We start from the raw sequence: 24457 nt of genomic DNA, 5'->3' as shown, positions 1-24457 counted from the left end.
TCGTGTGGTCGCGTCGGGCGCGGGTCAGGTCCCACGGAGGGACCGGGTAGGTGCCTGCGTGAGTCCGCTCACGCCAGGCGGCTCAGCGCCGCCGCCACCAGTGTCCGGGCACCCGGCACGAGTACCGACGGGTCGGGGGCGAACAGCGGGCTGTGGTTGCCCGGTACGTCGCCGATCTTCTCGGCGATGTCCGTGCCGGGGGCCGCCTCCCACACGTCGGGCGGGGTCGAGGTGACGTACCAGTAGTCGTACGGGACGCCGTCGGGTGCCAGGAGGGAGAAGTCCTCGCTGCCCATCGCCGGGCCGAAGTCGAACACCGTTTCAGCGCCGAAGAGTTCGCGGTGCACGGCCGCGATCTGCCCGTCGAGCGCGGCGTCGTTGACGGTGTTCGGGTAGCCGGGCCGGAGCGTGACCTCGGGCGGAACCGGGCAGCCGGCGGTGCGGCACTCGCCCGCGACGATGCGGCGGACGGCTCCGATGACCCGGTGGCGCACCTGCGGGTCCTGGGTGCGCAGGTTGAGGGAGAGCCGGGCCTCGGCGGGGATGATGTTGTGTTTCGTACCGGCGTGGAACTGTCCCACCGTCAGCACCACCGAGTGCGCCGCCGCGACCTCACGCGACACCACGGTCTGCAGGCGGGTGACGATGTAGGCGGCCGTGACGATCGGGTCGATCGTCGACTCGGGGCGTGAGCCGTGGCCGCCTACGCCGTGCACGACGACGTCGATGTCGTCGGAGGCCGACATGGTGAGGCCCGGGGTGTGCGGGTAGAACCCGGCGAGGCCGGGCGTGACGTGCTGGCCGAGCAGGGAGTCGGGGCGGGGGAAGCGGGTGTGCAGCCCGGCGGCGACCATGGCCGACGCGCCGCCGCCGGACTCCTCGGCGGGCTGCCCGATGACGACCAGCGTGCCGGACCAGGTGTCACGGGCGGCGGCCAGCGCCTCGGCGGCACCGACGAGCCAGGTGACATGCAGGTCGTGGCCGCAGGCGTGCATGACTCCGTCGACGGTGGAGGCGTACTCCAGTCCAGTGGCCTCCTGGACCGGAAGTGCGTCCATGTCACCACGCAGCCAGACGACGGGGCCGTCGCCGTTCGCGAGGACGCCGACCACACCAGTACGGCCGACGCCTTCCGTCACGTCGTAGTCGGCCGCGCGCAGACGGGCGGCGAGCTTCCCGGCGGTGCGGTGTTCCTGGAAGGCGAGTTCGGGGTGGCGGTGCAGGTCCCGGTAGAAGTCCTCCAGTGCGGCGGGCTTCAGGCCGGAGGTGATCTCCCGAGTGAGGCGGACGGCGGCGGCGTTCGACTCGTTCATGCTGCTGTCTCCTTGTCGTCGAATGTCGGCACGCTCGCCAGCAGGCGTCGGGTGTAGGGGTGCCGGGGTGCGCCGTACACGTCGCGCACCGGCCCCTGCTCCACCAGTTCGCCCTGGCGCAGGACGGCGACCTCGTCGCTGACGTGGCGGACGACGGCCAGATCGTGGGAGATGAAGACCATCGTCAGGGACAGTGAACGCCGCAGCTCCTCAAGGAGGTTGAGAACCTCGGCCTGCACGGAGGCGTCCAGGGCCGAGGTGATCTCGTCGGCGATCACCACTTCGGGTTCCACGGCCAGGGCCCGGGCCACGGCGATGCGCTGGCGCTGGCCGCCGGAGAACTCGTGCGGGTACTTGCCGGCTGCCGAGCCGTCCAGCGCGACGGTCTCCAGCCACCGTTCGACCGTCGCCGCGTGTTTCCTGGCGTCGGCCCGCACGGGGTCGACGGCCTCGGCGATGGCCTCACCGACGGTCATGCGCGGGTTGAGCGAGGCGTACGGGTCCTGGGAGACGAGCTGTACCCGGCGGCGCACGGCGACGAGCTCCCTCCCCTTGAGGCCGGTGAGGTCTTCTCCGTCGAGGGTGATGCGGCCTGCGCGGACGGGGTGGATGCCGACGATCGCCTTGGCGATCGTCGACTTGCCCGATCCGGACTCGCCGACCAGGCCGAGCGTCTGCCCGGCCCGGACGCCGGTGGACACGCCGTGCAGTACGTCGCGGGCGCGCCTGCCGTGCCCGAAGGTGACGGTCAGATCCTCGACGGCCAGCTTGTGGGGGGACATGGTCATACGGGCTGCACCTCCTGGTGTACGGCATGGCAGGCGACGGCGTCCGTGAGGTCCGGTCGTTCGGTCGCGCAGAGGCCGTCGAGCACCACCGGGCAGCGGTCGGCGAACGCGCAGCCGGCCGGTCGGTCGGCGGGCGCCGGCGGTCGGCCCGGGATCGTGGCGAGCAGTGCGCGTTCCTCGGCGCTCGTGTCCTGGAGGCGCGGACTCGCAGCCAGCAGGGCCTTGGTGTAGGGGTGCCGGGCACGGCCGGCCCGCAGGTCGGCCGCGGGCAGCTCCTCGACGACACGGCCGGCGTACATCACCACGACGCGGTGGCAGACCGTGCCGATCACGCCGATGTCGTGGGAGATGAAGAGCATGCTCGTGCCGTGCGTGCGGTTGATGTCCTTCAGGAGGTCGAGGACGTCGGCCTGGACGGTCACGTCGAGGGCGGTGGTCGGTTCGTCGGCGACGATCAGCCGTGGACCGGGCAGGAGGGCGGCGGCAATCATCGCGCGCTGCCGCATGCCGCCGGACAACTCGTGCGGGTACTGCTTCACGACCCGGTCCGGGTTCTCGATCCGCACCTGTTCAAGGGCGTCGACGGCGCGCTTGTACGCCTCCGCCCTGCCGGCACGCCGGTGCACGCGGAGTGTCTCGGTCAGCTGACCGCCCATCTTCAGGGCCGGGTTGAAGGAGGCCGACGGGTCCTGGTAGACGATGCCGATCTCGGTGGCCAGGCGCCTCGGGTCGGCTTCGGGGCCTGCCAGGTCGAGGTCGTCCAGGGTCAGTTCCGCCGCGTGCGCGGACAGCCCCTCCGGCAGGAGCCGGGCCATGCTCATCGCGGTCAACGACTTTCCGGAACCGGACTCTCCGACGAGGCCGACGATCTCGCCGGGCGCGACGTGAAAGGACACGCCGTCGACGAGACGGGTGCCGTCGGGCAGGGCGACGACGAGGCCGTCCACCTTCAGCAGGGCGTCCGCGGGTGCCCGGAGCGAGCTCGGGGACACCGCGGCAGTGCGCCTCGTCCTGGCTTTCGCACCACCGCCGCGCGGGTCGAGTGCCGTGGCGAGGCCGTCGCCGACGAAGCCCGCGAGGACGCCGGTGAGCGTGATGGCCGCCACCGGGCCGACCGCCTCGGCCGGATTGGTGTAGAGCGACTCCAGGCCGGAGTTGAGCAGCGACCCCCAGTCGTAGTCCGGCGACTGCACGCCGACCCCCAGGAAGGACAGGCCGGACAGCGCGACGAGCACGTTCGCGAAGGCCACCGAGAGCAGGATGAGCAGCGGCCCGGAGATGTTGGGCAGCAGGTGGCGGGCGAGCAGGCGAGAGGGCGGTACGCCCATCAGGCGGGCCTGCGTCACGAAGTCGCGCTGGGCGACCGAGGCCGCCATGTTCGCGGTCAGACGGGCGAACGCGGGTGCGCCGCCCAGGCCGATCGCGAGGATCGAGGCGGTGGGCCCCGTGCCGAGGACAGTGGCGATCACCATCGCCAGCAGGAGCGCCGGATAGCAGATCATCACGTCGATCAGGCGCAGCCCCAGCTCCCGTACGCGACGGCCCGATACCCACACGACGGTGCCGAGCAGGATGCCCGCCACCGAGGCGATCGCGGTCGCGGCGAGGGACATCTCCAGGGTGAGGCGGGTGGCGACCAGGGTGCGGGCCAGTACGTCGCGGCCGAGGGCGTCGGTGCCGAGCCAGTGCTCGGCGCTCGCGGGCGCGCGGGCGGCTCCGCTCAGCGCGGTCGCCTCCTGCTCCCAGAGGAAGGGGGCGGCGACGCCGAGGAGAGCGATCAGTCCGAGGCCGCTGAGGGCCACCACCAGAGGCGTGTTCCACCGTATGCGTCGCATCAGCGGCCTCCCTTTCCGGCCAGGGTGCGCGGGTCGAGCAGCGCGAGGACGACGTCGACGAGCAGGTTGAGCAGAGCCGCGAGGAGCCCCAGGACCAGGACGCAGCCCTGGATCACGGGGTAGTCGCGCACGAGGAGCGCCTCGACGACCCGCTGGCCGATGCCGGGCCAGGCGAAGACCGTCTCCACGACGACCGTGCCGCCGAGCAGCCCGGCGAGGATCAGCCCGCCGAGGGTGAGCGTGGCGGTCAGCAGATTGGGCAGGGCATGGCGGGCGTACAGGCGCAGCGAGGGCAGGCGGCGTCCGCGCGCGGTGCGCATGTAGTCCTGGGCGAGGACGTGTGCGGCCTCGCTGCGCACGATGCGGGCCATGACGCAGGTCCCGGGCAGGACCAGCGCGGCGATGGGAAGCACCATCGACGTCACCGTCTCGGCGCCCGCCGCCGGGAGCCAGCCCAGTCTGATCGCGAAGCCGAGGACGAGGAGGGTTCCGATGATGTACTCGGGTGTGGCGCCGACCAGGCCGGTGACGAAGGTGAACGCGCCATCGGTGCGCCGGCTGCCCCGTGCGGCGACGGCGAGGCCGATCGGCACGGCGAGCACCAGCACCACCAGGACGGAGAGGAACGCGATCTCGGCGGTGAAGGGCAGGCGGCTGCCGATGATCTCGGCGACGGGCTCCTTCGTCTGGAAGGCCGTGCCCAGGTCGCCACGGAGCAGGCCGCTCGCGTACGTTCCGAACTGCGCCGGCAGGGGCCGGTCCAGGCCCAGTTCGTGGCGGGCCAGCTCCACGTCGGCGGGCGTCGCGTCGGCGCCCGCGACCACGCGCGCCGGGTCGCCGGGGATGAGCTGCACCATCAGGAACGTGCCGACGACGAGCGTGACCGCGACGGCGACGAGCCCGACAAGACGCCGGACGAGGAAGGTGCCCCAGGGGCCGAGCGCCGTCGCGCGCCCGGCCCCCGCTGCCGGTTTGCCGGTCATTGTCGCCGCCATCAGCGGGCGACCCTGAGCGTGGAGACGGTCAGGAGTCCGCCCGGCATCGCGAAGGAGATTCCCTTGCGGGCGACGTAGTGCACGTTGACCGTGGCGAGCGGGATCACGTGGTTCGCCTTGAGCAGCGCCTCCTGGGCCTTCTGCCAGGCGGCGCACTTGGCGCCCTGATCGGTGGTGGACGTGGCCGCGACGTAGTTCTCGGCGTACGCCGTGTTCCTCACCGCGCCGTAGTTCTGGCCGCCCTGGGCCGGCTCGGGTCCCAGGAAGTAGCTGCCGCCGCGCGCGAGGGTGCCGCTGATCAGGGGGAAGACGGTGACATCCCAGTCGCCCTGGTTCGCGGTGACGTCGGTGGCCCAGGTGGCGTTGTCGGCGTTGGTGAGCTTCACCTCGGCGCCGGCGGCGCGCAGGGCCTCCGCGACGTAGGAGTTGCCGGCGCCGCCTGCGACGCCGTTGGTCCCCTCCAGCTTGAGGGACACCCCTGCGAGGGTCTTCTTCGCCGCGGCCGGGTCGGTCGTGGTCAGCAGGGTGGTGTCGGTGGAGACGCAGGCGGCCTTCTCGTCCACGTACGAGGTCATGGTCTGTCCGGCGCCGCCGAAGACCTTGTTGAAAGCGGAGGCACTGACGGCCTGTGCGACCGCCTTGCGGATCTCGGGGTCGGCGCCAGGGTGCCCGGGGCGCTGGTTGAAGGCGATGTAGTTGCGGATGAACGGCGTCGACCTGATCGCGTACCCGGTCTTGCCGGTGAACCGTGCGGCGTCCGTGCCGGTGATGGGGGCCAGGTCGAGGGCGCCGGTCTGCAGCTGGTTGGCGAGGGTCGACTCGTTCTTCGCGATCTGGATCCGCAGCGTGTCGGCCGGCTTTCCGGCGGGCATCGAGGCGTAGCGCGGGTACGCGTCGAAGCCCTTGCGCAGCCGCAGTTCGTACGAGGCTCCACGCCGGGCCGTCGCCATCTCGTACGGGCCGGAGGCCGCGCCCTTGACGGCGCCCTGGGCGAGCGCGGCGGCCCCCGCGTCGAGACCGGCCTTGCAGACGATCCCGGCGCCGGTGCTGGACAGGCCGCTCAAGACCTCACCCCACGGGGTGGCGGTGGTGATGGTGACGCTCCCGGCCGCGTCGTCGCCCGTGATCGTGGTCTTCTCGCCGGCGTTCGCGGCGCCGAAGGTGAGCAGGGCTCCGGCCGAGGTCGCCCGGTAGCGCTGCAGGGAGGCGACTACCTGCGTGGCGGTCAGCGGGGAGCCGTCGGAGCAGGTCAGTCTCTTCTTCAAGGTCAGGGTCGTCTTCGTCGGCGTGGACGTCCAGGTCTCGGCCAGACCCGCGACGAAGGTGCCTCCGTCGTCCTGCCCGATCAGCGGCTGGTACAGCAGCGACGTCATCACGTAGTCCGTCGCGCCCGCGCCCTTCGCCGGGTCGAACGAGCTGACGTCGGAGGTGACGCCGACCTTGACGGTGCCCCCGCTCGTGTCGCCGCTCGACGACGGCCCGTCGGCGGAGCCGGTGGTGCAGGCGGAGGCCAGGAGGGACGTGGCGGCGACCGTGATGGAGCAGGCGAGGAACCGCGAACGGTGCATGGAGGACTCCCCAGGGCTGAGGGTGGGAGGGCGGTGCTGCGGTGTGATGCGGGATACAAAACAGGCCACTTCCCTCCCCACCTCGAAATTGCAAGAATCCGCACGGGAAAGGTGATCGCATGCATGAATCCGCAGCGTCCGTCGACCCGGCCGGGGGCACCACCCCGTCGCGGGGAACACTCGATGAACTCGATCTCGCGCTCGTCAACGCCCTGCAACTGGCACCCCGCGCCCCATGGGCGCAGCTGGCCCGCCCCCTCGGCGTGGACGCGGCGACGCTCTCACGACGCTGGGCCCGGCTGCGCGATTCCGGCGAGGCGTGGATCACCTGCCACGCGGCTCCCTCCCAAGTGACGTACGGCGCTCTCGCCTTGATCGAGGTGTCGTGCGTGCCCCAGGCCCGGGAGGCCCTGGCCGGGCGGCTCGCCCGACACCCGCAGGCGACGAGCGTGGAACTCGTGGCGGGATCGTGCGACCTGCTGCTGACGGTGGCCACGGCGACGAAGTCGTTGATGACCGCTTACGTCCTCGCTCTCGGCCGCGACGAGGCGGTGACCGCCACCCGCACCCACCTGGTGCAGCACCTGCACCAGGACGGAAGCGAGTGGCGCATGGACTCGCTCTCCCGCGACCAGCGGCGCGATCTGGCGGAGACCGAGGACAGCGCCTCCCACACCGCCACCGCGACCCTGAGCCCCGAGGACCGCGCCCTGCTGCTCGCCCTCGCCGGGGACGGCCGCCGCTCCGTCGCCTCGATCGCCGCCGAGTTGGACCGCCCCGAGTCGACGGTACGGCGGCTGCTGCACTCGCTGCTCCACGGCGGCAAAGCGGTGCTGCGCTGCGACACCGCCCACCTGCACGCGGGATGGCGCAGTTCGGCGACGCTCTGGATGTCCGTGCCGCCCGCGCAGCTCACGACGGCCGGAGAGGAGTTGACCCGGCTGCGGAACACCCGCATGGCGGCGTCGGTGTCCTCCGAGGCCAACCTGCTGAGCGTCGCGTGGCTGCACTCCCTGGACGACCTCGCCCGCTACGAGGCCCAGGCAGCCGCACGGATCCCCTCGCTGCGGGTGCTGAACCGCACGGTCACCCTGCTCTGGGTCAAACGCATGGGCCGCCTGCTCGGAGACGACGGCCGCAGCACCGGCTGCGTCCCGATCGACCTGTGGCACCCGATCGTCTGATCCCCTCTCAGCGGGCTGCGGTTTCCCGCACGCGGCTGCTGGCTCTGGCGGATCCGTGCAATCCGCAGGGCGAGTGGGACGGGTACCCGAGGCTGAGGCACCACCGCCGGACGGCCGACCGGCCTCAGCCCAAGACCCGAGAGGGACACACTCATGCCCAGCAAGCCGCCCGCCGGCGACGACCTCGTCCACCTCAGCGCCACCGAGGCCCTCCGGCTCTTCGCCCACCGCGAGGTCTCCCCCGTCGAGCTGATGCGAGCCGTCGCCGAACGCGCCGAGAAGATCGAACCGCGGATCAACGCCTTCACCGAGCGCCTCTTCGACGAGGCCCTGGAGCAGGCCCGGCACGCCGAGGACCGCTATCTCGGCAAGAACGGTCTCACCCCCCGCCCCCTGGAGGGCATCCCGGTCGCGGCCAAGGAGAAGCACGCCATCCTGGGCCGCACCCTGACCGAGGGCTCCCTCACCAGGAAGGGCCAGGTCGCCACCGAGAACGCCCCCGTCGTCGACCGCGTCCTCGACGCGGGCGGCATCATCCACGCCCGTACCACCACCCCCGAGTTCTCCCTCGCCACCTACACCCACTCCCGTATGTGGGGCGTCACCCGCAACCCGTGGAACCCCGACTTCACCCCCGGCGGCTCCTCCGGCGGCGCGGGCGCGTCCCTCGCCGCCGGCACGACCCTGCTCGCCTCGGCCTCCGACATCGGCGGCTCCACCCGCATTCCGGCCGCGTTCACCGGAACCGTCGGCTTCAAGGCCCCCTACGGCCGCAATCCCGGGCTCGGCGTACTCACGGCCGACCACTACCGCGGCGACGGGCCCATGGCCCGCACGGTCGACGACGTCATCGCCTTCCAGAACGTCCTGGCCGGCCCCGACCCCCGCGACCACACCTCGATCCGCCCCAAGCTGACCCTGCCCACCTCGTACGCGGACGTCACCGGCATGCGGATCGCCCTGTGCGTCCGCCTCGGCGAGTACGACGTCCACCCGGAGATCGAGGCCAACACGCGCGCCACCGCCCAGGCGCTCGCCGACGCCGGCGCGCACGTGGAGGAGATCACCCTCCCCTGGACCCACCTCGACCTGCTGACCGCGATCGCCGGGCACTTCTCCACCATCTTCGGCACCCTCGTCATCGAGGCCGCCGAAACCCACCGCGACATGCTGAGCCCGTACGCGGTCGCTTTCGCCGACACCATGACGTTCGCCCGCACCCAGGTCAGCTACCTCGACTCCCTGCGCGCCGAGCACCGGCTGCAACGCGGGCTCGCCACCGCCATGGCCGGATTCGACGCCCTGATCTGCCCCACCACCGCCATCCCCGGCTGGCACGCGGGCGACGACCTCGCGGGCGACAAGGTCGTGGTGCACGGCAAGGAGGTGGCCGACACCCTGTGGAGCGCCATGACCACCCCCTTCAACATCAACAACCGCTGCCCCGTCCTCAACGTCCCCTCCGGCATGTCGAGCTGGGGAATCCCCACCGGCCTCCAGATCGTCGGCCACCCCTACGACGACCCGGCCGTCTTCCGCGTCGGCAAGGCCCTGGAGACCCTCCGCCCCTGGTCGTTCGCGCAGATCGAAGACCACCTGTCGTAACCACGGCCGGCACCGGCGCAACGGCCTCCCACCCACCAGTCAACCCTCGAAAGGCAGCCCCCGTGAACGTCCCTCAACCCGATCCGCTCTGGCCGGCGTACGACCAGCCGGGCGACCTGAAGACGATCGAGTCCCTCGCACTCGACGACCGCGGCCTGCCCGGTACCACCTACGACGTTCTGGCCCGCGCCGCCACCCTCTGGCCCGACCGGCCGGCTCTCACCGTCCTGTCCAGCGCGGAGCAGTGGACGCGCGGCGAGACCATGAGCTTCGGCCAACTACGCGACCAGGTGCACCGCATCGCGAACCTGTTCCACCAGCACGGTGTCCGCCGTACCACCGCCGTGGGCCTGCTGACCCCCAATACCGGCCTGCTGCCCGCCGCGCTCCTGGCAGCCCAGCTCTCGGGCATCGCGGCACCGGTCAACCCTGCCCTCGCCGCCGAGCACGCCGAACGCCTGCTGGGCCTGGGCGGGGCCAGGATCCTGGTCGCGGCCGGACCCGAACTCGACCCCGACGCATGGCGGACGGCCCGCACCGTGGCGGCATCGCTCCGCTGCTCGGCGCTGTTCGCCCTACGTCCCCTCGGCGCGACCGATCCCGCGCCCGCCCTGGAACCCGTCGCCGGGATCGAGGTCGCCTACCTGCACGTCGCGGCCGCCGCCCAGCCGACGGAACTCCGCCCCGGCGTGGTGCCCCCGAAAGCCGGTGACCTGGCCGCGTACTTCCACACCGGCGGCACCACCGGCGCCCCCAAGCTGGCCGCGCACACCCACACCAACGAGGTGACCGACGCCTGGATGATCGCGGCCAACAGCCGACTGGACCCCGATTCCGTACTCTTCGCCGGGCTGCCGCTCTTCCACGTCAACGCCCTGGTCGTCACACTGCTGGCACCGCTGCTGCGCGGTCAGCACAGCGTGTGGGCCGGTCCCCTCGGCTACCGCGAACCGGCACTGTTCAAGGTCATCTGGAAGATCGTCGAACATTTCCGGATCGCCACGATGTCCGCGGTCCCGACCGTCTACGCCGGGCTCGCCCGGGTGCCGCTCGACGCGGACATCACCTCGCTGCGCTTCGCGATCGTCGGCGCGTCCCCTCTGCCGTCGGCTGTACGCGTGGCGTTCGAGGACCACACCGGCGTCCCCCTGTGCCAGGGGTACGGACTCACCGAGGCCACCTGCGGCAGCGCCCGAAGCTTCCTGGGCGCGCACCAGCGCCCCGAGGCGACGGGCCAGCGCATGCCCTACCAGCAGATGAAGACGGTACGGATCGACAGCGACGGCCACTGGCACGACCTCCCGCAGGGGGAACCCGGCATCCTCGCCATCAACGGCCCTACCGTCTTCCCCGGCTACGTCGTCGGCCACGACGCCGACGGACCGCGCATGGACTCCCTCGGCAGCGTGCGCGACGGCTGGCTCAACACCGGTGACCTCGCACGCGTGGATCCCGAGGGCTTCATCCACCTGCTCGGCCGCGCGAAGGACCTGATCATCCGCGGCGGCCACAACATCGACCCCGCCGTCATCGAGGACGCCCTCCTCGCCCACCCGGCCGTCACCGGCGCGAGCGCCGTCGGCCGCCCCGACCCGCACTCCGGCGAAGTCCCCGTCGCCTACGTCACCCTGGCCCCCGGCACGACCGACACCGGCCCCGACGAACTGATCGCGTTCGCCGCGCGGCACGTACCCGAGCGAGCCGCGGCCCCCAAGGACGTCATCATCCTGCCGGCGCTGCCCCTGACCGACATCGGCAAACCCTCCAAGGTCCCCCTGCGCCTCGACTCCACCCGGCGCGCGGTCTCCAACGCGCTGGCCGACATCGGCATCGCGTACGCCGACGAGCAGGTCCGATGCGACCTGACCGCCGGCCGCCCGACGGTGTCCCTGCCACCGGTCGCCGACCCCGACCTCCGCCGCCGGATCACCGCCCAACTCGCCCCGTACGGCGTGGAGTGGGCGTTCGGCGACCCCGGCAGCTACTGAGGCCGGCCCGGTCGCAGCTCCAGGGGTTGACGACACCATTGGTCTATGCCAACTTCTCCTCGGCGCATGATCAGCCGTTCCCCACACGAGCGTTGAAGCATCAGGCTTCGCCCGCGGCACCGTGCTGGCCGAACCACATCGCAGCACTGGCGGGCACCGCCTGTACGACGAGGAAGCGGTCACGGTGCTGCGGATCATCAAGGCCGCCCAGCGCCTGGGCTTCACGCTGGAGGAGGTCGCGGAGCTGCTGGAAGCCGGGCGGCCCCGCCACGGGCGCCCGTCGCGGGGCTGCAGGAACGCGCCCAGGCCAAGCTCGCCGAAGTCGACGTGAAGATCGCGGATCTCACGACCATCCGCACCGCCCTGACCGCTGCTCTGCAAGCGGGCCGTGACGATTTGACCGTCTGCGCGGCGAGCCCCTGTTGCCCCATTCCGTTCACCGACCTCGCCGAGGAGAACCGCCATGCCGGACCCTGCTGTCGACCCCCGCGCGCGCCGGGCACCCAAGACGCTGGCAGGCATGGCCGGGCTGGCGTGCGTCGCCTGCTGTGTGCTGCCCGCCCTGATTGCCGCGGGCGTCGTCGGTACCGGTGCCTCCGCCGTCGTGGGTTGGCTGCCCGCCCTCGCCGTCGCCCTGGCCGTGCTCGCCAGCGTGACCTGGTGGTTCGGACAGCGTCGCCGCTCCTGTTCCTGCAAGGGTGCGGCCGTCCAGGACGGCCGATGTGGCTGCCACGCGGCCACGGACCCGCATAAGGTCACCGCGCCGGGCCGCCAGTAGGGTCGTTCCCCATGACCATCGCTCGTTCCGTTGCCCTCTTCGTCGTCGCCGCCCTGTTCGAGATCGGCGGCGCCTGGCTGGTATGGCAGGGCATCCGCGAACACAAGGGCTGGATCTGGATCGGCGCCGGCGTCATCGCCCTCGGCATCTACGGTGTGGTCGCGACCTGGCAGAACGACGACAACTTCGGCCGCGTCCTCGCCGCGTACGGCGGGATCTTCGTCGCCGGTTCGATCGCCTGGGGCATGGTCGCCGACGGCTACCGGCCCGACCGCTGGGACGTCACCGGCGCCTTGATCTGCCTCGCCGGGATGGCCGTCATCATGTACGCGCCCCGCAGCAGCTGAAGCGGGGCATTCAGGGGCGGGCCGTCTCGCTGAGGGTGAGCTGGCGGTGGTGGAAGTCGAACGTGGCGCCCATCCGGCGCGGCCCGTGGACCTTCACCGCTCCGACGGGGCCGGCGTAGTTGATGAAGTCGAACGGGATTGTCGCCGCGTCGAGCAGCCGGGCGAATGCCTTGCCGACGCTGCGGGGTAGCCGCCCGAAGACGCGGACCAGGACCAGCAGGGCGCGGACGATCATGTAGCCGAAGAGCATGTGCCACAGCAGCTGCTTGTTGGTCCACCGGGTGCCGTGGGTGGGTCTGGCGAGGTCGGCGTCGGTGGCGGCGTCGAGCAGGCGGCGGAAGGTCTGGCGGGCGCGCTCGTAGTCGTCGTACACGGCCTGCCGGTCCATAGGCTGCGTGTTCGCCATGGCTGCTGCTCTCGGTCGGCACTTCGTATTTCGCCGGTGTTGTGATGATGCCCCTTTCGGGCCTTGCCGACCAGCAGTGGTGCGCCGCGGACTACGGAGCGGCGTCAGGTCAGGGTCTGGACCGCATAGAGCGCGCCGAGGGCGGCGGCCAGCGCGCCGAGCAGGAGTCGTAGGGCGGTCTCGGGGAGGTGGGGCTGGAGGCGGGCGCCGAGGTAGCCGCCGATCAGGCCGCCCGCACCGCAGGCCAGGCCGAGGAACCAGTCCGGGGCTACTTCTCCGTTGCTGGCCAGGGACAGCAACGCGAACGTTGCGGCACCGACGAGGGACGTCGCGAAGGTCGAGGCCAGGGCGGCCGGGGCGACACGGGCGACGGGTACACCCCGCCCGACGAGGATCGGGCCGAGGAGGGACCCGCCGCCGATTCCGTAGATGCCGCCCACCACTCCGACGGCCAGGGCGAGGCCGGTGAGCGTATGGGCGGACGGTTCGGGGGCGGGCCGCTCCCGTGGGGGGCGGAGGGTACGGGCGCACAGCCACAGCCCCAGCGGGAGCAGGAGGGCGGCGATGAGGAGCCGGAAGACGGTCGGGCCCGGCAGGGCGAAGACCCGGATGACGGCGCCCACGACCACCCCGGGGAGAGTGCCGGCCACCAGGCGGCGCGTGAGTGGACCGCGCAGGGCACCGGTTCGGCTGTAGCGCCACAGAGCGCCGGGCCCGGCGACGACGTTGAAGAGCAGGTTGGTCGGCGTGACCGCGTGGTTCGGCACACCGAAGACGCTCAGCTGGACCGGGAGCAGGAACACCGCCCCCGATACCCCGACCGGCGCGGTGACGACGGCGATCAGCAGCCCGACGGCCGGCCCTCCCAGCACAAGCCACCAGTCCACCGCTGCCCCCACCCTGAGATAGTCGGGCCAGTATCAGCCCGCTCGTTCCCAGGGCGGCTGATCTGTAATGCGATGTTCATGAGCAGCAGGTGCAGCCGGGCTTGCATCCGCACGCATCCGCTTCCGGTGCGGGGGCCGCCGCGGTCGCCGGGGCCGCGCAGCAGCCCTTGCCCTGCCAGGCATCGCGGCCTTCCTTCACCGCGATGGCGGCGATGACGAGGGCAGCGATTGGGTCGGCCCAGGACCAGCCGAGGGTGGCGTTCAGGACCAGACCCACAAGCAGGACGGCGGAGAGGTAGGTGCAGAGCAGGGTCTGCTTGGAGTCCGCGACCGCGCTGGCGGAACCGAGTTCACGTCCCGCGCGGCGTTGGGCGGCGGACAGGAACGGCATGATCGCCAGCGAGAGCGCGGCGATGACGATGCCGGGGACGGAGGCCTCCGCCTCGCCGGTGCCGGTGAGTGCGCGGACGGCGTCGAAGGTGACGTAGGCGGCGAGGGCGAAGAAGGAGACGGCGATGATCCGCAGGGTGGTCTTCTCGCGGGCCTCGCGTATCGCGTGGTCGCGTGCGGAGAATTGCCAGGCGACCGCGGTGGCGGAGGAGACCTCGATGACGGAGTCGAGGCCGAAGCCGATCAGGGCGGTGGAGGAGGCGATCGCGCCGGCGGTGAGCGCGACGGCTGCCTCGATGACGTTGTAGGTGATCGTCGCGGCGACCAGCAGACGTATGCGTTTGGCGAGGGCGTCGCGGCGGGCCGGGGACGGCCTGATGGATATGAACGCCATCAGCAGCAGCCCTTCGTCTCCGCGTCGGGGCAGGTCTTGTCGTTCTCGACCGCGAGGACGGCCGAGCGCAAGTCGTCGAGCGCGTGGCCGAGGCGGGCGTCGGCGAGCTCGTACCGGGTCCGGCGCCCGTCCGGAACGGTGACGACGAGGCCGCAGTCCCGCAGGCAGGTCAGGTGGTTGGACAGCCGCGTCCGTGAGACGCCGAGTGTGTCCGCGAGGTCGGAGGGGTAGGCCGGCGCCTCGCGCAGGGCGAGGAGGATCCGGCAGCGGATCGGGTCGGCGAGCGCGCGGCCGAAGCGGGCCAGCACCTCGATGTCAGGGGCGACTGTCAGCACCATCCGACAGTACAGCTAATCCTGTATCCACGAAACTGTGGACTCTGGCGGGCGTCCTGCCCCGAAGGAACACCACGGACCAGGGGGCGCGTGGAGTCGGTGGTCGTGGACGGAGAGCGGATCGCGTACGAGCGGACGGGGTGGGGCCGGCCTGTGGTGCTGCCGGGCGGAGCGGGGATACCAACGGTCGCCTGGGAGCTGTGCGGGGTGCGTGAGGACCTGGTGCGGGCGGGCTTCGAGATGATCACCTGTGCCGCGCGCGGCGTCGCCCCCTCCGACGCGTCCGCGTCCCCGTACTCGATGGCGGACATGGCCGGGGATCTGGCGGGTCTGATGGACGCCCTGGGCCTCGCCGGCGCCGCGGTGGTCGGTACTCGCTGGGAAGCTTCGCCAACGAGCTGCCGGCCCGTACCCGGCCCGACCTGGTGGCCTCGGCGGTGCTCATGGCGGGCACCGGCCCAGTGACCGGGGTCCTCGACGCCATGCCAGCCGCGGAGGCCGAGTGAGCGGCTCGGTTCCCTGTCGCCGATGATGCGGCTATGACGACACACGAGCAGGACCCGGGGCTGGCGCGAGCCCAGCGCGAGCACTGGCAGAACACCTATGGCGCCCACCCGGGCATGTACGGCGAAGAGCCCTCTGCCCCCGCCCGTTACGCGGCCGCGGTCTTCCGGGCCACCGGCGCGAAGGACGTACTGGAGCTGGGTGCCGGCCACGGCCGCGACGCGCTGCACTTCGCACGCGAGGGCTTCACCGTGCGCGCCACCGACTTCAGCCCCACCGGCCTCGAACAGCTCCGTGCGGCTGCCCAGGACATGGGGCTCGGCGAACAGGTCGGCACTATGGAGCACGACGTACGCGATCCCCTGCCCCTGGCGGATGCCTCCACGGACGCCGTCTTCGCGCACATGCTGCTCTGCATGGCGCTGTCCACGAATGAGATCCGCTCCCTCGTCGGTGAAGTCCGCCGGGTTCTGCGGCCGGGCGGTACGTTCGTCTACACCGTGCGCCACACCGGCGACGCCCACTACGGGGCCGGCACCGCGCACGGCGACGACATTTACGAAGACAGCGGGTTCGCCGTCCACTTCTTCCCCCGCGAGCTGGTCGACGCCCTCGCCGACGGCTGGGTTCTGAACGAGGTCCACGCCTTCGAGGAGGGCAACCTGCCCCGACGCCTGTGGCGCGTCACCCAGACCTTGCCCCGATGACAGTCTGACCGGTCGTCAACCGAGCAGGTCGGCGACCTCTCGGGCTGCGTCGCGGGCGGGGCGGCCGACGCCGACCTGCAACCGTTCCTGCGCGGCTGGAGCGCCTACGGCCCCGGCTAGGCGAGCCCCCTCTTGTCACAGAGAGAATTCGGAGAGGCAAGGCCGGAGCGCGGGTCACACACGAGCCAGCTTGGTCGCCCAAAACGAAAATGGGCGCCTCCCGCAGCAGGGTCATAACCTGATGCGTGAGGCACCCTTCCTGGACTGACGACTCGTCAGGCATCGCCGTCGGCGTGCGTCACGTGCGTCAGATATGCGTCAAGATATCGCACCTAACGCACGTAACGCGCATAACGCACACCCGGAGAAACAGCAGGTCAGGAGCCCTTTGAGGCGGGCTCAAGGATCGCGACGCACTCGACATGGTGCGTCATCGAAAAGATGTCGGCCTGAGCGATCTTCGGAAAATCCCAGGTCAGAGCCACGTTCTTTGCTCATCGCCCTACTGGTGGGCGCCCAGAGCGTCAAACGAGCGTCACGGCCCAGTTCGTCCCTTCTACTCGGAGCGGACAGGCTGCCGTGGCCGACTTCCCCGGACGGCCCCTCATAGCTCCGCACAAGGCGACGGGCCTACGGGGCCGTACTCTCGGCTTTCTCCAGCCAGTCGGTGTACCAGCGAGCGAACTTCACCGGCATACCATCATCGTCGAGGAGCGGGGTGAGATCGACATCGTCCACTCGACTGTCGGACCAGATCGTGCCGCGGTGTCGGCCACTGACGATCAGCCACTCTCTCTGGGCACAGCCCAGGTGGGAGATCGCGATGGCACCGACGGTGCGCTCCGAAGCAAACATGACAGCCTCCCACCGCTCGTCCCACGCCTCGATGGCGTCGTCGAAGTCCTCGATGTCATCGAAGTCTTCTTCCTCTGGGCGTTGAGCAAGGAGATCGGCGAGCAGCTTCGGGCTCGGGCCCTGGTCGGGAAATGGTTCGGCAAGCCTCGACAGGTCGGCCAGATCCGCGCCGTCGCCTTCCCAACACCAGCGACCTTGTACGCGCCGAACCGGGAACAGGCCGTACGCGGGGCCGGCGCCACCCGCACCCACGTAAAGCAGGAAGGCCCGGTACTCCTCCGGCAGCCCCACGCCTATCTGAGCTTCAAGTTCGGCAAGCTCGTCCTGGGTCAGCGGCTCCTCCACGACCCACTTGTGCCCTGACGCCCCGAACACCTCGCTGCCCCCAGGTCCCGCACCCGCCGCCTCAACCCGCCGACGTACGCCTACCCACCACTCATCAGACATGCGGAAACCGTACGTGCAGTCACCGACACCCGGGTTGCAAGCACAGGTGCGCCGTGCAAGTCGTCGACCGGGCACACGAAGTGGGCGGCGCTGGACTCCTGGTTCCCGGAGATGCTCCGCGTGCGGTGAGTTAATACGTGAGAAGCCGCGTCGCTGACGGCGGAGCCAGGGGGGCACCGCTCTTCACGCCATAGGGCCCGAGTCATAGGATTCTCCAATCAGGGGGTCGGCGGGACTGGAGCAGCCGGAGGGCACCACTCTCTCGGGAGCGGCTTCGCCCTGGGCTTGTGCGGCTTCATTAGGGCACATCGCTTCTCGGAGGCCCAGTGAGAGAACACGAGCAGCTAGGACGAGTGTGGCAAACCCGAGTGCTTTTGGTGGCGGTGAAGAGCTGGAGCGGTTCAAAGCGATCTTGGCCAACTGGCGGACGTCACTCGTCGACCTGAGTGGCCGCAATCGGCTCCTCAACTTCAGGCACACCAAGGCGGCGACCCTGGAGATCGCGCATCCGTCGGCCGAGGAACTCATCGAGGGTCTGGAACGCGGCTGGGACTTCGCGCCGCTGCCCGACGAGGAGCCCACCACCGAGGACTCTGAGGGGGGCCAGGCGCAAACACGCTTCGCCGAACGGCATGGTGCCGCGTACGGGATCGTCACCCAGAAGACGACGGGCCCGGCGCTCCTCCGTGCGCTGACAAGCCTGCGCAGCAAGTCCACCCAACTCTTCAACGACTACGGTCTGTGGACGCTCCAGTTGGGTGTCGGCATCCTCCGCTGGCGTGAGGACGGCGCGTCGACGAGCAGCGATGCGCCCCTCCTCCTTCTTCCCGTGCGTATCGAGCGACTGGCCAACGGACGTATCCGCCTGGTGGCCAACGACGACGAGGAACCGCGTCTCAACCCTGCGCTCAAGGTCAAGCTGGAGCAGTTCCACATCGACTGGTCGCCCGTCACGGAACAGGATCTGACGAACCTCGACGCCGTGATCGACGCGGTCAACACCGCGGTGGCGGGGAAATCGGGCTGGGAGGTTTCGAGGCGGGTGGTTCTGGCGCTCTTCGCCTCCCACAAGGAGTCGATGTACCAGGACCTGCTGGACAACGAGGCCCGTATCCTGAAGAGCGATCTCGTACGGGCAGTGGCGCTCGGCCCCAAGGCAGGACTGGCGTCGGACCGCTTCGACTTCGAAGAGATCGACGCCGACCGGATCGACGAGCTCAGTCCGCCGGAGGACAGCCCGCTCGTCCTCGATGCCGATGCGTCGCAGCGGCAGGCCGTCGCGGCCGCTGTCGCAGGGCGGTCCTTCGTGCTCGACGGCCCGCCAGGTACGGGCAAGAGCCAGACGATCACCAACATGATCGCCGGTCTGATGCACGCGGGACGCAGCGTGCTGTTCGTCAGTGAGAAGGCTGCCGCGCTCGACGTGGTGCTGGATCGGCTGAAATCCGTTGGTCTCGACTCGTACGCCCTTCCTCTTCACAGCCACAACACCAGCCGCCGAGCCGTCGCTCAGGAGCTGGGAAGGGCCCTGGAAGAGGAGCCGCGAGCCCCACGGCTCTCCCAGGAGGCGGTCGTCCGAGCCCGCGAGGCGCGCGAGGCCCTCAGCGCCTATGCCGAGGCGATGAACGAGATCAGCCAGCCACTCGGCCAGAGCCTGCACGATGTGATCGGCAGGGTCGGGCAGCTGTCCGAGGCGCACGTGGCCTTCCTGGCTTCGGATGCGGACGGCGGTGCCCGCAAGCAGAAGGTGTTCGACGCCGCAGCAATCAACGGACAGGACCTGCACCTCGTCATCGAGGCGACGAAGGCCATTGCCGGTGCCTGGCAGGCGGTCGCCGATCCGTCTTTTCCCTGGCGTGACCTGAAGGCCGGAAGTCCCCATCCCCGCCCGGCGCTCGACCAGGCCATGGCCGCACGGGACGGGCTTGCCGCGGCGGTGGCGCACTACCAGGATCTCTCGCAAGACGTCGAGCCGATCGATGAGGAAGGTGGCGTCCGTCGGCTCATCGACCTCCTCGCACTGATCGAGTCACGCCGCCCGGTGCCCGAGACATGGCTGACCAGTGCCGACTTCGCCGACACGGTGGAGAGCCCGGTCGACGACTTCGTCTCCGCTCTCAAGAAGGTGGTCAGAGCGCAGGCCACGGCCCGCTCCGTGGCAGGGGACCGCTGGGAGGAACTCTCACCGCGTCTCACTCCCGCGCCGAGCGAAGCCGAGCGCGCCCTGGCCACTCTCTCTCCGGCCGGTATCGATCCCTCCGAACTGTCGGAGGAGCACGCGAACGAGCTGGCCCACGAGTTCGAGACGACCGCGGACAGTCTTGAGCTTACGCACCGCACCCTTGCCGAGGTTGCGCAGCAGCTGGGGCTGAACATCCCGGGCAGCGCTGCGGCAGCGGAAGATCTCTGCGACGTCGTCGCACTGGCAGGAGCCGACCACCGGCCCCTCGAGCAGTGGCTAGTGCCCGGGGGAGCATCCGAGGCGGACAGAGCGGCGGTCAACGTCGTCGCCGACGGTCTGCGCACGTTCTTCGCCCAACGTGACACGGTTCTGTCCGCACAGGCACACGCGATCGTAGAGGCCGGCCCTGGTTGGGCCTCGATTCCCGCCACGCTCGACACGCAACCACCGGCGTCCGAGCAGGACCTTGCCGGACTGGAGCCGGCCGGCCTGGACCTGAGCCCTCTGACACGTACGCAGGCCGCGGGGCTCTCCGATTGGTTCGCGAGCCTGGGGGCGATCCTCGAATCCGCCGAGCGGCATGCCGCAGCCACGGCCAGGCTTCTCGGGCGTGACCGGCCGAGGAGCATGCAGGAGGCCGAAGAGCTGCTCGTCCTCGTGAAGCTGGCCACGGCCCCCCACCGGATGCTGGACACGTGGCTCGCCCCTGAGGTGATGTCTCAGGTGCGGGAAGCCTGCGGGGAGATCACTGACGCTGCGCGCCGGCTCGCTGAGGCCGAGCAGGCTGCGCAGGACGTCTTCAGGCCCGAGACCGCCGTCACCCCCGGGCTGCCGGACTTGATAGGCCGCCTGTCCGAAGGCTCACGCGGAATTGGCGGCCTGCTGTCCAGCGCGGTACGCGCAGACCGCAAGGCACTCGGTGCGTTGACGATCGCGGGCTCGTGGCGCAATGAGCTGTACGCCCGGCTGCCGCTCGCCCTGGCCTGGCATACGGCCCACGACAACCTGCGGGCTCTCACCCGTAGGCATGCCGTTGTTCTCGGACGCTACGCGGGGACGGAACTGCCCGACGTGCCTGCTCTGGAGGCGGCACTGGCGCACGCCGGTTCCGTGCACCGGCTCGCGCCGGACACGGTCCTGGACCCGCATCGTCGCGGCCTGATGGCCGCCCAGGTCGCGGACGGTCGTACTCCTGCCCCGGAACTGCTGGAGCACTGCGGGGCCCTGAGCGAGGATCTGGACACCTGGCGGCAGGATTTGGCACGTCCCCGCCTGGCGGCCGTCGCGGACGAGCTCGCCAAGTGCTCTCTGTCCGACGCCGCCCGCTGGCTGCGCGCCCACCTGGATCCACTCGCTCGGGCCGTCGACGTCATCGACACGGTCGCTTCCGTCGGCCGTCGCGACGACGGACCTGACTTCGCGTACACGCTCGCAGGCGCCCGGGCGGCGGTCGGCGCCGCACAGGAGAGCCGGCGAGAGACCGCCAGGTTCGCGTCCGAGGAGGACACTCACCGTCGTCTTTGCGGTTCCTGGTACCAGGGGCTGGACACCGATCCCGCCGAACTGCGTGCACTTTCTTTCGGTGCAGAGCAGGGGCCGAGCGGCATCCTCGAACTCCTGCACCGCGCCTGGACCATCCACGAATCCACCCCGGGCACCCGCGCCGACGAGGAGCAGCGCAGGCTGCTCGGTCGGTACGCACCCGACAGCGGCGTCGACACTGCCGCACTGCAGGACGCCCTGGAAGCCGCGCACACCGTTGAGCGGCTGGCGCCGGACACGCTCGCCGACCCCGCCCGACGGGCACGTCTTATCGGCTTCCTAGCGGACGAACGGCCCGTTCCGCACGCCGTTGTGCGACGGACGGAGCCACAGCTCCGTACCGACCTGCGCGCCTGGCAGGAGTACGCCGGTCAGCCGCACCTGGCAGCCGCAGGCGCGCAGCTGCTGGCCGGCCCGTTGCACGACGCGGCGCGCTGGCTGCGCGCCCACGTCGAACCCTTCGAGGACGCGGCTGACCTCCTCCGCTCTGTGGGGCGCGTCGCCGACGCCGACAGCGGGCTGTCCCTCTCACGGGCTCGCCAGGCAGTGACGGCGGTGGTCGACGCGCGGGCGGTCGTTGCGCGGTTCACCGAGGACGCCCCACGCCACGAGGAGCTGCTCGGTGACCTCTACCAGGGGGCGGCGACCGACAAGGGAGCTGTGCTCGACGCCCTGGACTGGGCCCAGCAGGTACGCAGGACAGCACATGGAGGCCACGGGGCTCCGCTGTCCGCCCCGGCAGCCCGGCTGATGCTGGATGCCCCCGCCGACACGTCCGTGGCCGACCGCCACGACGACTGGCAGCGCCAGCGGGACAACCTCGTCGCCCACTTCGACGCGCAACGCAGCCGTCTTCTGCAGCGCGAGCTCCGGGAGTCGCTGCCCGCTGCCGCGACCTGTCTGTCCCAGCTGGATAACGACCCCTTCGGCCCCGAGGCATGGACCACGTGCTCCGAGGCTCTCAAGCAGTTGCGACGATACGGCCTGGACGGGCTGCCCTCCCAGCTCGCGCAGCGCGGCGTGTCCGCGGCCGACTTCCCCGCCTCCGTCGAACGCGCCGTCCTTACCGCCTGGATCGAGCGACGCCTCGGACTCGACGCCCGGCTCAAGCCCATGCGCGCGGCGGACCGCGATCAGCTCGTCGAGCGATTCCGAGACGCGGATCGCGCCCTTGTGGAGGCTGCTCACGCTGAGGTCATCGCGGCGTGTAATGCCCGCCGCCCGCGGAGGACCAACATCGGCCCCGCGGCTGAGTTGCGCCGACAGTCGCAATTGAAACGCCGTCACAAGCCGGTACGGCAGCTGCTGGGTGAGACGCGGGATGTCGTGCGACTCATCAAGCCCTGCTTCATGATGAGCCCTCTGACGGTAAGCCAATTCCTGCCGCCGGACTTCCGCTTCGACGTCGTCATCTTCGACGAGGCGTCCCAGGTGCTGCCGCAGGACGCGGTGAACTCCGTCTACCGCGGCAGCGCGCTCATCGTGGCGGGCGACCAGAAGCAGCTCCCGCCGACCTCGTTCTTCAGCGCCGGCGACGACGACGACGAGTGGGACGAGGAGGGCGCGGACAACTTCGAGTCCGTGCTCGACGCCTGCAAGGCCAGTGGCGTGCTGCGTGGCCTGCCGCTGCGATGGCACTACCGGAGCCGCCACGAGAACCTCATCGCCTTCAGCAACAACGATTTCTACGACAACACCATGGTGACCTTCCCGGGCGCGTATGAGCAGAGTCCGGACCTCGGCGTCGAGTTCTTCAAAGCCGACGGTGTCTACGACCGGGGTGGTCGAAGCAACAACCCGGGTGAGGCGGCGGCGGTCGCACAGCGGGTGATCCACCACTTCGCCACCAGGCCGGGGCTCAGCCTGGGTGTGGTCGCCCTGTCCAAGGCACAGGCCGAGGCCATCGAGGAAGCCGTCCAGAAGGCACGAACCGCCCGACCCGACCTCGATCGCTTCTTCACCGAAGATCGTCTCGACGGCTTTTTCGTCAAAAACTTGGAAACCGTCCAGGGCGACGAGCGCGACGTCATCATCCTGTCCGTCGGCTACGGTCCGGACCACCGGGGCAAGCTGCTCTCGACATTCGGCCCCATCAACAGGGACGGCGGCTGGCGCCGTCTCAACGTCGCCGTGACCCGCGCCCGGCGACGCATGGAGGTCGTCGCCTCCTTCCATGGTTCCGAGCTGGCCGACAGCAGCAATAAGAGCGTCCAGCACCTGAAGCGCTACCTCCAGTACGCCGAGCACGGTCCCCACGTCCTGGAGACGGCTGCGGCCGACCCGGACGCCGTGCCGGAGAGCCCGTTCGAGGAAGAGGTCCTGGGCGTCCTGCGCGACTGGGGCTACTCCGTACAGCCCCAGGTCGGCGTCGCCGGTTTCCGCGTCGACATGGCGGTACGGCACCCCGCCGCCCCAGGCAGCTACGCCCTCGGCATCGAATGCGACGGCGTCATGTACCACTCCTCGCGCGCGGCCCGTGACCGCGACCGGCTGCGGGAGGCCGTACTGCGCGACCTCGGCTGGAATCTGCACCGCATCTGGGGCACGGATTGGTACCGCAACCGCCGGGACGCGATGGCCCGCCTGCGAGCCGCGGTGGAGGAGGCGTGCGCGCGGGACCCGTTTCAGGTGACACCGGAGGAGCCGGTCGGCGAGGAGGCTCCCGCAGAGGGATCTGCCACGCCGGACACGGCGGTGGACATGGGGCCGTCGGTGACGTTCGTGGCGGTGGACGACGGGCCCCCCGCATGGAGCCGGGTGTATGAGGAGGTCGTCGACGTTCAACTGGTCAACCTGCGGGTCACGTCCGCCAAGCGTCGCGGCATGCGGAATGCGGAGCTGCAAGACCCGGATGCCATGGGAGTCGTCGCCGACGTCGCCCTCTCCGTGATCAAGGCTGAGGGCCCGATGACGGAGGACCTGATCTTCACCCGGGTCCGTTCGGCCTGGGGCATCTCAAGGGCGGGCGCGGTGGTCCGGGACTCGGTTCGTCGAGCGCTGCGGAGGATCTCCTCCGCGGGCCAGATCGTGCGAGTCGGCGAGGCGTACGACGTTCCCGGCCGGGAGCTGGCCTTCGCTCGCACTCCGACAGCAACCGTGGCGCGCAAGGTGGGGCAGGTCCCGTCGGTCGAGCGGCGGCTCGTCGTGGGACATGTGGTCGAGGAAAGCCCGGGCGTCCACCGAGAGGAGCTGCTCCGCGAGGTCGCACGCTTCTTCGGGTGGACACGGCTGGGTCCTGATATCAGGGATGCGCTCACGAGCGATGTGGACGAGCTCGTCGGGAAGGGGGCGGTCCGTGAAGCGGACGGTTTCCTGATGCCCGCGGATGGTGACTGACGAGTCACGAGTGGTGCCGCTCGGCGGGACTGCCGGCGAGCGGCCGTGGATCGCGTTCCATCGCCCTCGTC

The 24457-nt window shown here is 70.6% G+C and carries 19 protein-coding genes; 9 read left to right on the top strand and 10 right to left on the bottom strand.

Annotated features, from left to right (window positions below; translation table 11 throughout):
• Window positions 1-68: 68 nt before the first annotated feature.
• From ACIRB7_RS22080 to ACIRB7_RS22060, 5 genes are read right to left on the bottom strand one after another with little or no spacing between them, the layout of a single operon-like run.
• The gene (locus ACIRB7_RS22080) at window positions 69-1313 is read right to left on the bottom strand and encodes an amidohydrolase (RefSeq protein WP_403601223.1); all 1245 of its coding nucleotides are present in this window, start codon (window positions 1311-1313) and stop codon (window positions 69-71) included.
• A complete protein-coding gene (locus ACIRB7_RS22075) occupies window positions 1310-2101 on the bottom strand; it encodes an ATP-binding cassette domain-containing protein (protein WP_403601220.1) in 792 nt (263 codons plus the stop codon). Before ACIRB7_RS22075 ends, ACIRB7_RS22080 begins: the two co-directional genes overlap by 4 nt.
• Window positions 2098-3936, bottom strand: a complete 1839-nt coding sequence (locus tag ACIRB7_RS22070; protein ID WP_403601217.1) for a dipeptide/oligopeptide/nickel ABC transporter permease/ATP-binding protein — start codon at window positions 3934-3936, stop codon at window positions 2098-2100. The genes ACIRB7_RS22075 and ACIRB7_RS22070 overlap by 4 nt, the downstream gene beginning before the upstream one ends.
• Complete coding sequence (locus ACIRB7_RS22065) at window positions 3936-4931, bottom strand: ABC transporter permease (RefSeq protein ID WP_403601214.1); 996 nt, start codon at window positions 4929-4931, stop codon at window positions 3936-3938. The genes ACIRB7_RS22070 and ACIRB7_RS22065 overlap by 1 nt, the downstream gene beginning before the upstream one ends.
• Entirely contained in the window at window positions 4931-6499 is a 1569-nt protein-coding gene (locus tag ACIRB7_RS22060; RefSeq protein ID WP_403601211.1) for an ABC transporter substrate-binding protein, read from the bottom strand. The genes ACIRB7_RS22065 and ACIRB7_RS22060 overlap by 1 nt, the downstream gene beginning before the upstream one ends.
• A gap of 119 nt (window positions 6500-6618) precedes the next feature.
• Here ACIRB7_RS22060 and ACIRB7_RS22055 point away from each other — a divergent pair, with 119 nt between their 5' ends.
• The 6 genes from ACIRB7_RS22055 (at window position 6619) to ACIRB7_RS22030 (ending at window position 12401) form a co-directional block, all read left to right on the top strand.
• Window positions 6619-7683, top strand: a complete 1065-nt coding sequence (locus ACIRB7_RS22055) for an Lrp/AsnC family transcriptional regulator (RefSeq protein ID WP_403601209.1) — start codon at window positions 6619-6621, stop codon at window positions 7681-7683.
• A gap of 153 nt (window positions 7684-7836) precedes the next feature.
• A complete protein-coding gene (locus ACIRB7_RS22050; protein ID WP_403601206.1) occupies window positions 7837-9288 on the top strand; it encodes an amidase in 1452 nt (483 codons plus the stop codon).
• A gap of 62 nt (window positions 9289-9350) precedes the next feature.
• A complete protein-coding gene (locus ACIRB7_RS22045) occupies window positions 9351-11276 on the top strand; it encodes an acyl-CoA synthetase (protein ID WP_403601203.1) in 1926 nt (641 codons plus the stop codon).
• 121 nt (window positions 11277-11397) lie between these two features.
• On the top strand, window positions 11398-11607 hold the full coding sequence (locus ACIRB7_RS22040) for a MerR family transcriptional regulator (protein WP_403601201.1): 210 nt from the start codon (window positions 11398-11400) through the stop codon (window positions 11605-11607).
• A gap of 132 nt (window positions 11608-11739) precedes the next feature.
• Complete coding sequence (locus tag ACIRB7_RS22035; protein WP_403601198.1) at window positions 11740-12054, top strand: hypothetical protein; 315 nt, start codon at window positions 11740-11742, stop codon at window positions 12052-12054.
• 11 nt (window positions 12055-12065) lie between these two features.
• Complete coding sequence (locus ACIRB7_RS22030; RefSeq protein WP_403601195.1) at window positions 12066-12401, top strand: YnfA family protein; 336 nt, start codon at window positions 12066-12068, stop codon at window positions 12399-12401.
• 10 nt (window positions 12402-12411) lie between these two features.
• Here the strand turns inward: ACIRB7_RS22030 and ACIRB7_RS22025 are convergent, their stop codons facing one another.
• From ACIRB7_RS22025 to ACIRB7_RS22010, 4 genes are all read right to left on the bottom strand, one after another.
• The gene (locus tag ACIRB7_RS22025; RefSeq protein ID WP_403601192.1) at window positions 12412-12807 is read right to left on the bottom strand and encodes a maleylpyruvate isomerase N-terminal domain-containing protein; all 396 of its coding nucleotides are present in this window, start codon (window positions 12805-12807) and stop codon (window positions 12412-12414) included.
• 104 nt (window positions 12808-12911) lie between these two features.
• On the bottom strand, window positions 12912-13694 hold the full coding sequence (locus ACIRB7_RS22020; protein WP_403601190.1) for a sulfite exporter TauE/SafE family protein: 783 nt from the start codon (window positions 13692-13694) through the stop codon (window positions 12912-12914).
• A gap of 76 nt (window positions 13695-13770) precedes the next feature.
• Window positions 13771-14478, bottom strand: coding sequence for a cation transporter (locus ACIRB7_RS22015; protein WP_403601187.1), 708 nt, complete (start codon window positions 14476-14478; stop codon window positions 13771-13773).
• On the bottom strand, window positions 14478-14813 hold the full coding sequence (locus ACIRB7_RS22010; protein ID WP_403601184.1) for an ArsR/SmtB family transcription factor: 336 nt from the start codon (window positions 14811-14813) through the stop codon (window positions 14478-14480). The genes ACIRB7_RS22015 and ACIRB7_RS22010 overlap by 1 nt, the downstream gene beginning before the upstream one ends.
• Window positions 14814-14903: 90 nt before the next feature.
• Here ACIRB7_RS22010 and ACIRB7_RS22005 point away from each other — a divergent pair, with 90 nt between their 5' ends.
• The gene (locus tag ACIRB7_RS22005) at window positions 14904-15278 is read left to right on the top strand and encodes an alpha/beta fold hydrolase (protein WP_403601180.1); all 375 of its coding nucleotides are present in this window, start codon (window positions 14904-14906) and stop codon (window positions 15276-15278) included.
• A 74-nt stretch (window positions 15279-15352) separates the two neighbouring features.
• Entirely contained in the window at window positions 15353-16024 is a 672-nt protein-coding gene (locus tag ACIRB7_RS22000) for a class I SAM-dependent methyltransferase (RefSeq protein ID WP_403601177.1), read from the top strand.
• 630 nt (window positions 16025-16654) lie between these two features.
• Here ACIRB7_RS22000 and ACIRB7_RS21995 read toward each other — a convergent pair.
• Complete coding sequence (locus ACIRB7_RS21995; RefSeq protein WP_403601174.1) at window positions 16655-17326, bottom strand: SMI1/KNR4 family protein; 672 nt, start codon at window positions 17324-17326, stop codon at window positions 16655-16657.
• A 355-nt stretch (window positions 17327-17681) separates the two neighbouring features.
• Here ACIRB7_RS21995 and ACIRB7_RS21990 point away from each other — a divergent pair, with 355 nt between their 5' ends.
• Window positions 17682-24386: a DUF3320 domain-containing protein gene (locus ACIRB7_RS21990; RefSeq protein ID WP_403601171.1), complete on the top strand. Its 6705-nt coding sequence runs from the start codon at window positions 17682-17684 to the stop codon at window positions 24384-24386.
• Window positions 24387-24457: the final 71 nt, after the last annotated feature.

The sequence above is a fragment of the Streptomyces sp. NPDC093795 genome, assembly GCF_044764665.1.
GTDB lineage: Bacteria > Actinomycetota > Actinomycetes > Streptomycetales > Streptomycetaceae > Streptomyces.
The sequence above is the reverse complement of the archived record's forward strand: the minus strand, read 5'-3'. Positions and strand labels throughout refer to the sequence as shown.